This is a genomic window from Neolewinella persica DSM 23188, from assembly GCF_000373105.1.
Classification (GTDB): Bacteria; Bacteroidota; Bacteroidia; order Chitinophagales; family Saprospiraceae; genus Neolewinella; species Neolewinella persica.
In genome coordinates this window covers 47,697-64,047 of sequence record NZ_KB890435.1, presented here as the reverse complement: position 1 = coordinate 64,047, position 16,351 = coordinate 47,697, and the positions used below count along the sequence as shown (strand labels likewise).

Below are 16,351 nucleotides of genomic sequence, written 5' to 3'. Positions count from 1 at the left end.
TTCGTACCTTCGCGCCGCCTAACCAACCAAGATCAAATGGACATCAAAAATAACATCCTCGAAACCATCGGTAATACACCCATGGTGGAGCTGCATAAAGTCATTAAAGGCCTCCCCTGCCGGGTGCTGATGAAGGTAGAGACCTTCAACCCCGGCCATTCCATTAAGGACCGCATGGGCCTCAAAATGGTAGAAGACGCCGAGGCTGATGGCCGCCTGAAGCCCGGTGGTACCATCATTGAGTGTACCAGTGGTAATACGGGCATGGGGCTGGCCCTGGCCGGTTGTGTGAAGGGCTACCGGTGCATCTTTACGACCTCGGATAAGCAGAGTAAGGAGAAATTTGACATCCTCCGCGCCATGGGCGCGGAAGTCATCGTTTGCCCCACCAACGTCACACCCGACGACCCACGAAGCTACTACTCCGTGGCCGAACGCCTGAGCAAGGAAATCCCCAACAGCTTCTGGTTTAACCAGTACGATAACCTCAGCAACCGCCTGGCGCATTACGAGAGCACCGGCCCGGAAATCTGGAAACAGACCGATGGCCAGCTGACCCACATGATCGTTGGTGTCGGCACCGGGGGAACCATCTCCGGCACGGGCAAATACCTCAAGGAACAGAATCCCAACGTTAAGATTTGGGGCGTAGACACCTACGGTTCTGTCTTCAAGAAGTACCACGAGACCGGGGAGTTCGACGAAAAAGAAATCTACCCCTACATCACCGAAGGCATTGGCGAAGACATCCTGCCCAAGAACGTCGATTTCGGTGTCATCGATCATTTCGAGAAGGTGACGGATAAGGACGGAGCTGTAATGGCGCGCCGCCTGGCGCGCGAGGAAGGCCTCCTCCTGGGTTACTCCGCCGGCTCCGCCGTCGCCGGCCTCCTACAGATGAAGGACGAACTGACGGCCGATGACCTCGTCGTCGTCGTTATCCACGACCACGGCAGCCGCTACATCGGTAAACTCTACAACGACGATTGGATGCGTGACCGCGGTTTTCTCGAAACAGAACTTCGCGTCCGCGATCTCATCGCCGATAAAAAAGGATCGACTTTCTCCGGTATCGAAAAGACGGCAACCGTCCGCGAAGCACTAAAGATGATGAAGGAGCACGAGTTTTCTCAGATGCCCGTATTGGATGGAGATACCGTAGTCGGAAGCATCCTCGAAACCGACGTGCTGAACTACCTGCTGGCCAGCCCCATGGAGAACTCGGAGAAAACCGTTTCCGACATCATGAGGGCTCCCTTCCCCGAGATCAACAGCGACCTCACCCTCTCCGAACTCGGGAAGCACCTGACTAAGGAGAACCCTGCCGTAATGGTGAAGGATGCGCTGGGGCAGAAGCACCTGATTGCGCAGTATGACATTTTGCAGGCTATTTAGGCTGGCGTTTTAGTAACCACTAAGACAGTAAGGGCACTAAGCAGCTACACTAAGAAGAGTGTTGGAAGGGAGAACCATTAAGGCCATTCAGGCATTAAGGGCTGCTTCGCAGCATACCGGTTACCCTGCATTTATGCTGGGATGGGTTATTTTTCCGGATGGGCTGCACTATTCCCCAAACCGCACAAAAGTCCCTTCCCCCGAATCCAGGTTAAGCGCCGTGAGGTAGCCCATGCCCTTATACGAATGCGCACACCCCGAGTCAATACAAACCCGTTGCGCTTCCCGCATTTTGCTTATGCCAAAACGTACCGAAGTCATCGGTTCAGGCGTGTGTCCGTGCACGATGATGCGGTCACCGAGCCAGTCGCGATCGATCTCGTCGTACCAGTACCGGATCCAGAGCATATCGTAGGTGGCTTCCAGCGGATCGGGGTGGCGGAAGTTCAGGCCGGCGTGGACCAGGAAATACCCGGGAGTTTCCAGGTAGTAGGGTAGGGTGAGCATCCAGCGACAAACCTCCTGGTGGTGCCGGATGGGGATGACGCCCGAGTGTTCTCCGCGCATCACTTCGTTGACGAACATCTGTTCGTGGTTTCCCCGCAGGCATTTTACAGTGTACCCTTCCGACTGCAGTTGCCAGATATACTCAATGATGCTGTAGCTGTCCGGGCCTTTGTCGACGTAATCTCCCAACAGAAAAAGCTCGTCAGCTTTACTGAAGTCTAATTGCTGCAACAGCGCGCGGAAGGTCTTGGGGCAGCCGTGGATATCGGAAATGGCGTAGCGGGGCATTGGGTTGTGCGTTTTAGTAACCACTAAGACAGTTAGGGCACTAAGCAGCTACACTAAGGGTAGGGGGATAAGAGTAACCATTAAGGTCATTCAGGCATTAAGCTTTTTAGTAGGAAAGAACCTTGAATTTGCTTTGAGACCAAACGAGCGAAGCGAGCTGAACCTTGTGGTAGCCTACAACCGCAGCGTCTATAAAGCCGAAGGCTGTCTACAAGAAAAGCGCGCAGCGCCTTTTCGTCTAAAAGAAGGCGCTTAGCGCCTTCCCTTCCCCATCATCGCCGGGTTCTTACTCATATTGTGCATCATCTTCGACATCTGGTCGAACTGCTTGATGAACCGGTTAACGTCGTCCATACTCTGGCCACAGCCGCGGGCGATCCGCTTCTTGCGGCTCATGCTCATCAGTTTGGGCTCGGCGCGTTCCATGGGGGTCATGGATTGGATGATGGCTTCAACTTTGCTGAAGGCAGAATTGTCGATATCGACATCCTTCATCATCTTCTTCATGCCGGGGATCATGTTGAGCAAGCTCTTGATGTCTCCCATCTTCTTCAGCTGGTTGAGCTGACCGAGGAAGTCATTGAAGTCGAACTTGTTCTTCTTGATCTTCTTCTCCAGGCGCTTGGCCTCCTCTTCGTCGAACTGGTCCTGGGCGCGCTCCACAAAGGAGATGATGTCACCCATGCCGAGAATCCGCTGGGCCATCCGCTCGGGGTGGAAAACGTCCATCGTATCCAGCTTCTCGCCGGTAGAGATGAACTTGATGGGTTTACCCACGGTGTACTTTACCGAGAGGGCCGCACCACCACGGGTGTCACCATCGAGTTTGGTGAGGACGACACCGTCGAAGTTGATCCGGTCGTTGAAGGCCTTGGCCGTGTTAACGGCATCCTGACCAGTCATCGAGTCAACGACGAAGAGCGTTTCGTTGGGGGAGATCGCTTCACGAACGTCGCTGATCTCCTGCATCATTTTTTCGTCGACCGAAAGACGGCCGGCAGTATCGACGATGACCACGTCATACTTTTCGTCCTGGGCGTGGGCGATGGCGTTAAGCGCAATCTCCACAGGATTCTTGTTCTCCGGCTCTTTGTAAATGCCGGCACCGACTTGTTCGGCCAGTACCGTAAGCTGATCGATGGCTGCCGGACGGTAAACGTCACAGGCAGTAACCAGTACTTTTAGCTTACGCTTTTCTTTAAGGTGAAGGGCAAGTTTACCGGTAAAGGTCGTTTTACCTGAACCCTGAAGGCCGGCAATCAGCACTACGGCTGGTTCTCCTTTCACGTTGATCCCTACACTCTGGCCACCCATCAGCTCGGTCAGTTCGTCCTGGACGATCTTAACCATCATCTGTCCGGGTTTAACCGCTTTGAGCACATTGTCAGTGCCAAGCGCCTTTTCCTTCACATTGTCGGTGAATTCTTTGGCAATCTTATAATTGACGTCGGCACCAACCAGGGCGCGCCGAATCTCTTTGAGACTCGTGGCTACGTTGATTTCGGTAATTTTATTGTCGCCGGTCAGGCTCTTAAACGCGCCTTCCAGGCGATCACTCAGGTTATCGAACATAATGGTATAAACTTGGGGGTGCGAAGATAGTTCGCCGGAGGGAACTTTGGGTAGTGAACTATGGCTTTTCCCAGGAGTCGTCAGGGCGAGTGGGCTGTGCCCCGAGATAGTTAGTGGTTGGTATCAAGGTGGATGAGGCAAAGGTTTATCTCGGGGCACAGCCAGCTCGCCCTTGGCTTTACACGTTGATGTTTCTTTTGGCGCGGCCGCAGGTGCAAGGAAAAGACTAATAAAGCAGACAAGGAACCCAGCCCTGATTTCCTTACTCCTTTCCCTTTCCCCCCTTGCTCCTTTTATCCCTTCCCAGCACCTGCGACCCCGCACCTAAAAGCCTAGTAATTAAGGAATTCTGGAACAGTTAGGGTGGGAATTCAGATCGGTAGGGGCAAAATATGCGTCTAAACGCAGGAACTCCCGGAAAATCACGTGACTTACGCTTGTAAAATCCGTCTATATGATTAAATTGCCGGTACTTCCCCCATTAATAGTCGGCCCAGAGGGCTGTTTTATGATTTTTGTACCTGTCAGGAGCACCGCAACAAAACAAATAGCACACACACGAGTGTGCCTTCTTACTACTTTATTTAATTAACCACACATTATACATATGTCTAATTTTATCAAGTTGATCTTGATGGCGTTAGCCTGGGGTTTGTTCTTCCTGTTAACCTTCTACGGTTGCATTAAAGAAGAATACTGCCCGGCCGACGACGGAGCTGCAATTACCGCACCCGCTCCCGCCCCCGTCACGGATAACTATTCAATTGTTTCCAGCTACGGCTCCAACGATGTCCTTACGGGCAGCTTATGGCAGACTGAGCTCGACGCACTGTACGCCAAATTTCAACAGGACCCCAACCAGGCATTGGAGGTTACGGGGCGTTTTTACGAAGGAGAAACCGCTCCGGCAGGCTACGAAAACATGGGCTTCTACCGGGCTGATGAGATCAAAAAACTGCTGGTCGCCAGGGGAATACCCGAGGGTAATATCCGGACGCTCAGCCGACTCATTTCTGGTGCCAGACCAACTGGTGACGACAAATTTGCCGCCGGTAACTTCGGTTGGGGAACTATGGCCGTCGAGGGAGAACCCGACAAGCCGGAGCTCGTAGAAGTAAGCGATACGGAGATAAAAATCCGCTTCCCGTTTGATCAGTCAACCAAGACGCTCGGTAAAGAGGTAGAGGATTACCTCAAAGTCCTGGCGGAACGCGTGAAGACCTCTAACGAGACCATTACCATCGTTGGACATACCGATAACGTTGATTCCGATGCCTATAATATGAGACTTGGGCAGCAACGGGCAGACTTTGTGAAGGCCCGCCTGCGCACCTACGGGGTAGACGCCGGACTCATTTCCACCTCATCCAAGGGGGAAAGTCAACCGGAGTCCTCTAACGCCACCGCCGAAGGCCGCCAGCTTAACCGCCGCGCCGTTGTCACCCTCAACAAGGCCCAGTAACCACATCCCTCTAACGATTACATTTATCAACAATGACATATATACTTCTTCACGTAAACGACAACTCCTTCTTTGGGTTCCACTGTGACTGGTGGATTCTCTGGACAGCTCTTGCTTTCATTCTCGGTGCTCTCATGCACTGGCTCTTCTGGGGCAGGGGCGAAAAAGTGGACGTAACCAGCATCGAAGCGGACCGCGACCGCTACCACAAAGCCGCTACCAAGTGGGAAACCGACTACCAAAGCGTTAAGTACCAACTGGAGGAAGCCCAGAAAGGCGAAGCAGATTACCGCGCCCGTCTGCAGGCTTGTGAATCAGACAAGCAGGCGCTCAAGTTCGCTGCTGAAAGTGCGGGTCCTGCCGCTATTCCAATCCCTATTCCCACAGACACGGGCAAGCTGGGTATCGCCTCCGGCGGCGGTGGTTCCATCTACGCCGGCCTCTTTAAGAACGATAACTTCCAGATCATCGAAGGCATCGGCCCGAAGGTAAACGCCGTACTGATCGACGCCGGTTACAAAAACTGGAGTGACCTCGCCGCTGCTGATTCCGGTGACATCAAAAACCACCTCGATGCTGCCGGTAAGCGCTTCGGTCTTTGCGACCCCACCAGCTGGCCACACCAGGCCAAGCTTGCCGACGCAGGCGACTGGGAAGCACTGATCACCTACCAGAAGTTCACTGATGGTGGTGTGGAAACTAAAGGCGACTTCGAAACGCCTTCCAAGTTCGAGAAGCTTGCGGCTAAGAAGCTTGGCTTCAGCAGCTCCAACCCGAACGACCTTAAAGTCGTAGAGGGCATCGGGCCCAAGATCGAAGGCCTCCTGAAGGCTGACGGGATCAGCAACTGGTCAGAACTCGCTGCAGCTGAAGTCAGCCGCATCCAGGGTATCCTTGATGCCGCAGGTCCTCGCTATCAACTCGCCGTACCGCGTACCTGGGCTCAACAGGCCGGTCTCGCTGCCGAAGGCAAGTGGGCGGAGCTCAAAGCGCTCCAGGATGAACTGCAGGCAGGTAAGTAACCTGTAAAAGTTTGATTGCTGAGGTCCATCCTAATTGACCTCGATATTGCGGCCCTGCTTCCTTCATTGGAGGTGGGGCCGTTTTGGGTAGTAAGCAGGTTGCAGGTATCAGGTTGCAGGTTGCAGGTTGCAAGTTGCAGGGGTCGGTACTCAGTGTTCAGCCTACAGAGTTCAGGATCAGTGCTTAGGGCGCGCGTATTCAGGAGCTGGTCCGAAGATTCCGGGAGTCTTGCAACCTGCAACCTGCAACTTGCAACCTGCAACCTGCAACTTGCAACCTGCAACCTGCAACCTGCAACTTGCAACCTGCAACCTGCAACCTCTAAATCATCTTTTTTCAACGCAATAGTTCAGACCAACCGATTGCAATTTCATAAGGGCCAACGCTATTGCCACACATTCCCTACATTGGGTGCGAGTGCAATAACGCACTGAGCTGAAGGGCAGCATTTACCCGCCCGACACCTAACTAAATTACAGATTACCAATGGCATATTTTACCAATATTCCAACGATTCGCTACGAGGGAAAAGACAGCGATAACCCATATTCTTTCAAGTATTACGACAAAGACCAGGTGGTTGCCGGAAAGACCATGGGCGAACACTTCAGGTTCGCGATGGCCTGGTGGCATACCCTATGTAATACCGGTGGGGATCCCTTTGGCCCCGGAACGGCCATCTACCCCTGGCTGGCGGCGGCGGACCCGGTGCAACGGGCAAAGGATAAGATCGACGCAGGGGTGGAAATCCTGGAGAAACTCGGCCTGGACTACTACTGTTTTCATGACGTTGACCTGCTGGACGAAGAAGGTGCCGACCTGGCAACCTACGGTAAGCGACTCGATGAAGTGACCGATTACCTCAAGGCGAAAATGGATGCCAGCGGCAAGAAGTGCCTGTGGGGAACCGCCAACCTGTTCAGCAACCCCCGTTACATGAACGGTGCGAGTACTAATCCGGACTTTAACGTCGTGGCCTACGCCGGCGCCCAACTTAAGAACGCCATTGACGCGACCATTAAAGTTGGTGGCGAGAACTACGTCTTCTGGGGAGGCCGCGAAGGCTACATGAGTTTGCTGAATACCGACCTTGGCAGGGAGGTAGACCACCTGGCGCAATTCCTGACCATGGCGCGCGACTATGCGCGCAAGCAAGGCTTCACCGGTACCTTCTTTATCGAACCCAAACCATTCGAGCCCAGCAAGCACCAGTACGACTTCGACTCCGCTACCGTTGCCGGGTTCCTGCGTAAGTATGACCTGATGGACGACTTCAAACTCAACATCGAGGTAAACCACGCCACGCTGGCCCAACATACGTTCCAGCATGAGCTGGCGGTGGCCGTTTCCGAGGGGTTGCTGGGCAGCATCGACGCTAACCGCGGCGACTACCAGAATGGCTGGGACACGGATCAATTCCCGACTAACGTTCCGGAACTAACCGAAGCAATGCTCGTCATTCTCGAGGGCGGTGGCCTCCAGGGAGGTGGCGTTAATTTCGACGCTAAGACCCGCAGGAATTCAACCGATCTCGAAGACATCTTCCACGCCCACATTGGTGGCATGGATGCGTTTGCGCGTGCACTCATCGCCGCAGACAAAATTCTGTCCTCCAGTAAATACAAGCCTATGCGGGAGGAGCGATACAGCTCTTTTGACGCAGGTAACGGGGCCAACTACGAAGCGGGTAAAATGACGTTGGAGGAATTGGCAAAAATTGGCCATGCCCAGGGGGAACCTAAGCAGACGAGTGGTCGGCAGGAGCTCTACGAGAATATCCTCACGCAATACAGCTAACAACGCCATAGTTTCAGGAATAACCGTCGATTGCCATGGGAGTGATCGACGGTTTTTTCATTAGCTGTTAATGGGATAATCAATACAGCGAGTACATCTAAACCGTTTGGCGTGAGCCAATCTTCCCTTTTTTGTACCTTGACAACCCGACAACCCGACAACCCGACAACCCGACAACTTGACAACCATGCAATACAAAGAATCACAAAAATTTAACCAGTGGTGGTTATGGCTGATCAACCTCGTGGTGTTCGCGGGAGTATCCGTCGCGGGTTGGTCGTCCTGGTCAAACGGGGGAGGAATAGTTGAGGCGCTTATTGGCCCCGGGGTGATGGCTTTAGTCATGATATTACTGGCTACACTCGAACTAAGGACGGTAATCACCGAAGATGGGATAGAAGTTAAGTTCTGGCCCTTTGGTCGTCAGCGGATCTTCAAATCGGAGATTAAGCGTGCAGAGGTTCGGAAGTACATGCCAATAAGGGAGTTTGGTGGCTGGGGCTATCGGATCGGCCCTGGCGGGAAAGCCTACAATATGCAGGGCAATCATGGCCTGCAACTGGAATTTATGGACGGGGAACGGCTGATGATTGGAACCCAGAGGCCAGAAGAGTTGGAGACGTTCATCAAGGGGTATCTGGAAAACAACGAAGCGCTGGACGACGAGATGGTAAGCCTGAAGCTAAAAGAATTGCGGGAAAATAAACTGGAGCGATAGTGACTAACTAAAACATACTGCGTCTGAACATATAGCGGATAATTACGATATTACCACTGGAAAGGAAATAACTCCTTTCTATTAACTAAACCAATCAAAATTATGGGATTATTTTCATTCCTCAAAGGCAAAGGTGCCAAACTGTTCGGCAAGAAAGAACAGGAAGTAACACAGGAAGTAGCCCTCACGAAAGTGCAGAAGCTGGAAGCTGAAATTCAGCGCCTTGGCCTCAACGTAAATGACCTGCGTCTCGAGCTGTGTGAGCAGGTGATCGTTCAAGGTGCAACCGATACCACCGAGGAAGCCGAGAAAGTTGTTTTGGCCCTGGGTAACATTGAAGGCATTGGCTCTGTAGATAATCAGATCTACGTTGCCAACCCTAAGCCAGAAGCCGTGTTCTACACCGTTCAGGCAGGTGACAGCCTCTCCAAAATCTCCAAGACGCAGTACGGTGACCCAATGCGCTACGAGCAGATCTTCGAAGCTAACAAGCCGATGCTGAGCCACCCGGATAAAATTTATCCTGGACAGGTTCTGCGGATCCCGCAATAGGTAGTCAAGTAGTCACCGAGTCTGCCAGTTATTCAACTAAGCTCGGTGGGTGCTGAATATTGACGAATTGCCAAGAGGCCGGTGACTAATGTGTCGCCGGCCTCTTAGCTTGTGGCTGTAACTACAAAATCTAATGGACTACATCACGAGCGCAGCAAGCACCCACCTGCGGCAGCTGCTACAAGACCACCAGGTTAACCAACAGCTTCCCGAATCCGCATCAGCTTGGTCAAAATCCCCTCCAGCTTATCCAGCGGCAACATATTTGCCGCATCACTTTTAGCCACGGAAGGGTTGGGGTGTGTCTCCATAAAGATGCCGTCGGCACCTACGGCGATGGCGGCCTTTGCGATGGTCTCGATCAGGGCGGGCTTACCGCCGGTAACGCCACTGGCCTGGTTGGGCTGCTGAAGACTGTGGGTACAGTCCATTACTACCGGGCTACCAAGCTGGCGCATGACGGGAATGCCCCGAAAATCAACGACCAGGTCGGTGTAACCAAAGGTGGCACCACGTTCGGTGAGCCAGACTTGATCGTTGCCGGAGTCGATGACTTTTTGCCGGGTGAAGGCCATGGCTTCCGGGCTTAGGAATTGCCCTTTTTTGATGTTGACCACTTTTCCGGTATTTGCTGCGGCGACCAGCAGGTCGGTTTGCCGGCACAGGAAGGCCGGGATTTGAAGAACGTCGACGTATTGAGCGGCCATGACGGCTTCGCCTTCGGCGTGGATATCAGTTGTGGCTGGCAAGTCGAACCGTTGGGCAACTTTAGCTAGGATGTTCAGGGCTTTTTCATCGCCAATACCCGTGAAACTGTCGATGCGGCTCCGGTTGGCTTTGCGGTAGCTTCCCTTGAAGATATAAGGGATTCCTAGCTTGTCGGTGATTTCCCCGACGCGTTCGGCGATCTCCATCGCGATGTCTTCCCCTTCAATGGCGCAGGGGCCGGCAATCAGGAAGAAACTGTTTTTGTCGGTGTGCTTAAGCTTTGGGACTTGAATCATGATAATCTTTTGGCGCGGACGCAGGTGCAGGGGAAGTTGAAGAGCAAAGGTACGACAGGCCCTGTAGAAAGCCTTTCTCCCGCTTGTTCCCCGGCACTTGTGCCGGAAAATACCTGACCCGCTTTTGCAGGCCGGCACAAGTGCCGGGGAACAAAGCTGAATTTCTCCTCAATAATCCTACCTTGCAATACCTTAAAACCCTACTCATAGATGTACACCAAGACCCTGTTGTTATCCCTATTCCTATCTCCAGTATTCCTGTTTAGTCAGGCGGAGCCGCTGTTGGGGCATCCCTTATTGCCTTCGGATACTGGCTTTGTATTCAAAGTGACGGAACAAATGCCTTTATTCCCTGGCTGTGATAATACTCTGGAATACATGAAATTAAAACAGTGCAGCGATAAAAAAATGCTGGAGTTTATCTATGGTACCTTGAGGTACCCGGAAGATGCCATTGAAGATGGGATAGAAGGCATGGCGGTAGTCTCTTTTATCGTTGAAAAAGATGGGCGAATGACTAGTATTAATGCTACCCGCACCGTATGCCCATCCATCACGGAGGAATCCTTATACATCATTGATGTCATGGCCATGGATCTTCCACCCTGGCGCCCAGGAATGCAGGGTGGAAAGCCTGTCCGTGTTCACGTAAACCTTCCCATAAAGTTCAGGTTGCCAAGAGATTAACTTGTTGTTCAGCTAAAGTGTTACCTAACCCGATTAACATGAAAAATGTCCTGTTACTAGGCTTAGCCCTGGTTCTATTCTCCTGTTTCAATACCGAACCGGAAGCCATTCAATTTCTTCCGACCGTCATCACCGGTGAATTCGTAGATCACCAAAAATACCCGGGTACCCGAAAAATACGTGCTGAAGGCACCGTCTACTGGGCGGATAACCTGGCCACTGACAGCATTGGGGAAGACGGTTCCTTCCGGCTGGCCCCCGATTTATACGCTTCGGAAGAGGTTACACTGAAACCATTTCTTCATACAAATTATACCTGTTAAAAGAGGGAGTACCGGGCACCTCCTCTGCTGCTTAAAACAACTTTTGCACCTGCGGCCGCGCCTGAATCCCCGAGCCTGAAAACCGGTTAAAAAACGTCATTATAAGCCCGTAAGTGTTGTTTTATTTTGCAGATGGAAGTACTGTCCAGGATTAATAGTCTGACAGTTAACGATTTATGGATTTGCCATGACAGGAACCTGAAAATAACTATTGAACCTTGAATCAAAGACGGGTATAATTACTTACTTTTGCGTCAAATTGATTACGAAATATTCACCTTTAATCAAATTAACTATCCTATGCGAATTCATTTTTTCCTATTGGCTTCCCTGTTTTTGGGAATGTCAACACTATCCTATGCACAGGTTCTTGAACCGATTGCAGAAACGCCGCTTGAAGCGGACGCGAAAAACATTTTCACCAATACTGCAACCGGAATCCCGGTTCTACAGACGCCAAGGTTCTACATGGGGATGAGCCCAAAGGACGGGACGATCCTCTGGCAGGTAGAGCGTAACATTGGCGCTTCTCTGTCGGAGATGGCAGACAGTGACGGTGAGAACAAAGATTTCGATGAAATCCCCAATACACCGCTGGTCTTCGCTGGTGGAAACCTGCTCAATGTCATTTCTGGCAAGATCATCATTAACGGTACCGAAAATGACCTGCGTCGTCTTCGTACTTTTTATGTACTTCCTGATCAGGACTTGATACTGATGGAAATTGCTGGTAAAGGTGCCATCTACCTTTATGGTGTTGATCCTTTTGAAAACGTACAGAAATGGGGCGTTCAGCTGCGCGAAGCATCTGGCCTTTCCATGACAATTTCGGAGGATAACCCCGGGTTATCTTCCGAAGATTTGAAGCCCCAGCTGAATGCGGCCGGAGACCTTATTTATGATAACGGTAAGTACCTCGCACTCATCGACATGAAAAGTGGAGAGTTGAAGTGGAACGAGAAAATAAACGCAGGCTACATCTTTACGAATCAGGCAGGGAACCGTATGGTTATTGCTGAAGCTCGTGGCGGCCTGGGCGGCATGATGGCTGCAGTTCCTGGATCAGGGTCTTCTTCCGGCCAGAAGTTTGGTAAGAAACTCCACCTGATTGATACTGAAACCGGGCAAAGCGTCTGGAAAAAAGAAAAGAAGTTGGACGGTAACGTACTCTACGTAACGCCTTATGATGGTGGTTTCCTGGTGGTTCATGACGAAGGAATGAACATCTATACTTTTGATGATGCAAAAGGAGACGGCCGCTGGAAAAAAGATTACTCTGAAAAAGGCGTAGTCAACGTTGAGCAGGAAGCAGAAGGTCTCATGATCTACTTCAAAAGCAAGCGAATGCTGGTGGACCCTGTTTCTGGCGATGATAAATGGAAGAAAGCGGAAAAACTGGAGAAGGAGTCGAAAGGCTTCCTTTGGGGCCTTGCGTCGAACTACGAACCTGAGGTTCGCCAAATCGGTAAGCATAAAGTAACTTTCAACTCAGGCTCCATCACCATTGGCGAAGGCTATCGTGCACCAAGCTATCCTTTCACCTGGATTGTTGAAGAGGAAGACCGTATTGTAGTGGTTATCCCTGAGCCAACGGAAGGTACCCGAATCGGTAAGCCACGCTTTATCGCTACGGCCATCGAACTTGGTGGCGAAGAGGTTGAAACAAACCGAGAATACTTCGGCCTGAAAAAAGGACTCGCCGCTTTTGATAAAGTAGATGGTGGTTACTTCTTCTATAATGACCGCGGATATGTCCTGATGAACTACAACCCACAAGACGGCTTCTCCGACAATAAGGACGAATGGTACCCAGACCCGACGGCAACTTTGCGTACACTAACGGCGATTGCTACCGCCGCCGGTGGCATGGCTTACGCTGGTGCTCAGTCTGCGAACATGGTAACTTCTGCCGCAACGACCGGAGATGTTGGTGGTTCCGTCAATCGTTATAACAATCGGATGGGTGCTGCAAATGCCGCAAGTGATGCGAGCTTTGGCTTCGCCACCGATCGTAAGGTCAATGGCCGCATTGATGAGGAGTACGCTTTCTTCTTTGCCCGCGACGGCCAGGAAGGCGCCACACTTTTCAAAGTGGACAAAAATACCGGGGAGGAAGTCAATAAGTACCGATTTGACGACCTCACGCCTTTGTACGAGATTGATTATCTGAACGGCCGCTTGTACTACCAGGCTAATAAGACCTTCAAGATCTTTTTGATCGAGTAGGATACGGTAGCTTGGAAGCTGCTGCTGCCCTTCTGTGGTTTACGTTAAGCATTTCTCTGCTGAACGTTTATAGGCCCCGTATCCCATGCTTGGATACGGGGCCTAACATTTTCGACACTTAATGGTCGAGGTTGGGCTTGTGCCGTACTATTAGTTTAGGGTCAGTACGCTTACTCCACTACTAACTTTACCACACCAGAATCTACCCGAACCAGGTAAAGCCCGGGTTTCCAATCGGCTGTTTCTATCCAATGCCCGCCCCGGATGACTTTCTGCAGCATCATGCGCCCGGTAATGTCGTAGATGCTCAGGTCTCGACCGTCGTTTTGTGGCGTATCAAAATCGAGGTAGAAGCCGCCGTTGGCGGGGTTTGGAGATACGCGCAGACCGATGCTGACAGCCTGAGGGTTGGCGGTGGCTACCACCGTATTCTCCGCATTGAAGGTGGGGGAGGCGAACTCAAAATCGCCGGTGCCATTTGGCAGGCGGGCGTAGGAGATGTCCGTTTCAATTTCACCGTAGGTCACCTCGTCGATGATCACGGTATCTGCGTTCATCAGCAGTACGGATTCGCCTCCGGCGGAGAGTTTGAAGTTCGCATGGAGCCCTTCCTGCTCGTCGCCGTCTTCGTCGGCCCAGATGATCAGGTAACCATTTCCTTCAATAACGGTGCCTTCGGGAATGTCGTACTTATCCAGGTTATCCGGATTGTCAGAAAGAAAGTAACCGGTAAGGTCGATGGGGGAGGAGGTGTTGTTGTAGAGTTCGATCCAGTCGTCAAAATCACCGCGTTCATCGGCGACTGTTGCGTCGTTGGAGGCCATAAACTCATTGATGACCAGGTCGCCGGCGGTGACGCCGGAGGTGGTGGCCGCGATGGTGTGGAACTCATGTTCCGCACGCTGGGGAGAGAACAGACCAGCATCCTCGTTTTCCGCGTACACGAAGTATTCGGTCTGGGTTCCGGTGATGCGGATACTAACACCATAAATGCCATCATTTGCTGCACCGTCGCCGTTGGCGCCGTCGTCAAACATGGTTACTTTAGTAAAGGGTGCCTGATGCGTACTGCGGTAACCCAATGTGACCGAAGAACCTCCGGCAATCACCGCCGTAACGGTCACGGATTCACCGACCACAGGGGAAGGCTCACTAACCGCCGGGTCAACAATGGAGGGAGCTGCTGCCGTAAAGTCCGTCAGCCCAAGCAGATAGTCAGACCGGCCGTCCATCAGGTTGGTGATGCCGGGGGTGTTTTCACCGCGTGGTCCGCCGCCTGTACTGATGTCGCTGTTCAGGTTACTAATGAAATTAGCGTAGGTGAAAAACTTGTTACCGTCGGCCATTACGGCATCATCGATCAGGGCCTGGAGGGCTTCTCCGGTTGCGGCATAGGTTGCATTGTCGAAGTTCTCCAACAGCATGGTTTTCATGTGCGCTACATACATGCGCTTGTAGGTTGGGTTGGCTAATAGCTGGCGAATGAGCGGGTAACTGGCATTGGTAGATTCCTGCAGGTGGCTCATCCGTTGCATGGCTGCGGTGCCATTTAGTTGTCCGGAACCGGTCATGGCAAACTTGCCGAAGGATTCATTAAGGTCCCAGACAACGGGGATGAAGCGGCCGTAATCGTCCCGGTACAGGTAATAATTTTGCGAAAAGGCACCCAGGTAGCTGTCCAGGTTGACAAATACGTTGTTAAAAGCCATCATCCATAGCGCACGGTCTACGTCCAGAATGCTTTCAATCGCGTCTATTTCGTTACTGAGGGTGTCACACAGGTCGATGAGCTCCTGCCAGCCAGCATCTGATTTTAATTCGTAAGCATCGTAGTAGTCCGAGCTGTCCTGGCCGAGATAAACCAGATTGGGGAAATCGTTGGACTGTGGCCCGGCCCCCGCTGGCGGATTACATTTGATGAAGGTATTGCTCTTGGAACCAAAACGATCTTTGACAAAGGTTTTGCTGATGGCTTCGCTGTTGGAGTATAGCCCGATCAGCGTGCCGTTGACGTACACATTGGTGAAGTTCGACAAGGGCGCGTCCATGTACTGTCCCAGAATCTGGTAGCTCAGTACCTCGCGCAGGAACGACGGATCTTTGGCCACGTTGCTCAGTTTGATGTCTTTATAGCCCTGATAATCGTGGTCTTTATAAGTATCCAGTTCAATGTGGAAAGGATTCTTCGTTTGGTTAGCGTTGTAAGTACTGTTGCCCTTATACTTTACGCCTACGCTGTCAAAGACGGTACCGTTGATGCTGACACTTTGTGCCAGGATGTAGTTCTCCTCTCCAGCCTTCTCGTCGTCGAGTAACTGGTCCCAGTTGCTTTGAGCGAAGGTAATTTCAATGGTTTGAATGGTGTTGAGGTCGTAAAATTGTTGTCCGGTTAGGGAAAGCGAAAACAGGAGGCAAATTGTGAGGTGGAAGTTCTTCATTTGTTGGAGTTTCAAAAACAAGTTTTTGGGTTAGATGCCTTCCTTGGAGAAATCCTTCGGTGACCAGGAGACTATTTTTTTTGTGATCACTGTTCTGCAGCATTTATGCTGCTACGTCAACGAAAACGAGCGAGGGGTTCCCTGATCCTGCGGTTCATCGCTCGCCCCTTACTTCGCCGGACGACCCTCCGGGCTATGGTGTGCACACAAGTTTACAGACCCGCCGTTTTACACATCGGAGGAACTTTTTTGAGCGCTTCGGCTTCGCCTCCGTGCTCAAAAAAGATGCCTACGATGAGAAAACGGCTCGACAGTCACGCGGTTTTCTCATCCGATGCATCTTTCAGCCTGACGTAGTC

The 16,351-nt window shown here is 51.8% G+C and carries 13 protein-coding genes; 9 read left to right on the top strand and 4 right to left on the bottom strand.

Translation table 11 applies throughout. The features are described 5' to 3' along the window. Positions 1-36 precede the first annotated feature (36 nt). Positions 37-1,395, top strand: coding sequence for a pyridoxal-phosphate dependent enzyme (locus B036_RS0114505; RefSeq protein WP_020569449.1), 1,359 nt, complete (start codon positions 37-39; stop codon positions 1,393-1,395). 168 nt (positions 1,396-1,563) lie between these two features. Here the strand turns inward: B036_RS0114505 and B036_RS0114500 are convergent, their stop codons facing one another. Beyond that, on the bottom strand, positions 1,564-2,190 hold the full coding sequence (locus B036_RS0114500; protein ID WP_020569448.1) for a metallophosphoesterase family protein: 627 nt from the start codon (positions 2,188-2,190) through the stop codon (positions 1,564-1,566). A 252-nt stretch (positions 2,191-2,442) separates the two neighbouring features. Then, positions 2,443-3,762, bottom strand: coding sequence for a signal recognition particle protein (ffh, locus tag B036_RS0114495; protein ID WP_020569447.1), 1,320 nt, complete (start codon positions 3,760-3,762; stop codon positions 2,443-2,445). A 607-nt stretch (positions 3,763-4,369) separates the two neighbouring features. Here ffh and B036_RS0114490 point away from each other — a divergent pair. The 5 genes from B036_RS0114490 to lysM all read left to right on the top strand — a co-directional run bounded on the left by B036_RS0114490 (position 4,370) and on the right by lysM (position 9,314). Continuing rightward, a complete protein-coding gene (locus tag B036_RS0114490; RefSeq protein ID WP_020569446.1) occupies positions 4,370-5,224 on the top strand; it encodes an OmpA family protein in 855 nt (284 codons plus the stop codon). A gap of 32 nt (positions 5,225-5,256) precedes the next feature. Further along, positions 5,257-6,246 (top strand): hypothetical protein, encoded by a 990-nt coding sequence (locus B036_RS34135; protein WP_052333962.1) that lies wholly within the window; start codon positions 5,257-5,259, stop codon positions 6,244-6,246. 487 nt (positions 6,247-6,733) lie between these two features. Then, positions 6,734-8,044: a xylose isomerase gene (gene xylA / locus B036_RS0114480; protein ID WP_020569444.1), complete on the top strand. Its 1,311-nt coding sequence runs from the start codon at positions 6,734-6,736 to the stop codon at positions 8,042-8,044. A 187-nt stretch (positions 8,045-8,231) separates the two neighbouring features. Continuing rightward, complete coding sequence (locus B036_RS29440; protein WP_020569443.1) at positions 8,232-8,762, top strand: hypothetical protein; 531 nt, start codon at positions 8,232-8,234, stop codon at positions 8,760-8,762. A 102-nt stretch (positions 8,763-8,864) separates the two neighbouring features. Further along, positions 8,865-9,314 (top strand): peptidoglycan-binding protein LysM, encoded by a 450-nt coding sequence (gene lysM / locus B036_RS0114470; RefSeq protein ID WP_020569442.1) that lies wholly within the window; start codon positions 8,865-8,867, stop codon positions 9,312-9,314. 194 nt (positions 9,315-9,508) lie between these two features. On the opposite strand, the gene kdsA is transcribed toward lysM, so the two are convergent. Further along, a complete protein-coding gene (gene kdsA / locus B036_RS0114465) occupies positions 9,509-10,318 on the bottom strand; it encodes a 3-deoxy-8-phosphooctulonate synthase (protein ID WP_020569441.1) in 810 nt (269 codons plus the stop codon). 210 nt (positions 10,319-10,528) lie between these two features. Between kdsA and B036_RS29435 the strand changes: the two genes are divergently transcribed. From B036_RS29435 to B036_RS0114450, 3 genes are all read left to right on the top strand, one after another. After that, on the top strand, positions 10,529-11,005 hold the full coding sequence (locus tag B036_RS29435; RefSeq protein WP_020569440.1) for an energy transducer TonB: 477 nt from the start codon (positions 10,529-10,531) through the stop codon (positions 11,003-11,005). Positions 11,006-11,043: 38 nt separating this feature from the next. Further along, entirely contained in the window at positions 11,044-11,328 is a 285-nt protein-coding gene (locus B036_RS0114455) for a hypothetical protein (protein ID WP_020569439.1), read from the top strand. Between the two features lie 300 nt (positions 11,329-11,628). Then, positions 11,629-13,554 carry an outer membrane protein assembly factor BamB family protein gene (locus tag B036_RS0114450; protein ID WP_044102777.1) on the top strand — a complete coding sequence of 642 codons (1,926 nt, stop codon included), beginning with the start codon at positions 11,629-11,631 and terminating at the stop codon, positions 13,552-13,554. 170 nt (positions 13,555-13,724) lie between these two features. Here the strand turns inward: B036_RS0114450 and B036_RS0114445 are convergent, their stop codons facing one another. Next, positions 13,725-15,992 carry a CotH kinase family protein gene (locus B036_RS0114445; protein ID WP_020569437.1) on the bottom strand — a complete coding sequence of 756 codons (2,268 nt, stop codon included), beginning with the start codon at positions 15,990-15,992 and terminating at the stop codon, positions 13,725-13,727. Between the last annotated feature and the right edge of the window lie 359 nt (positions 15,993-16,351).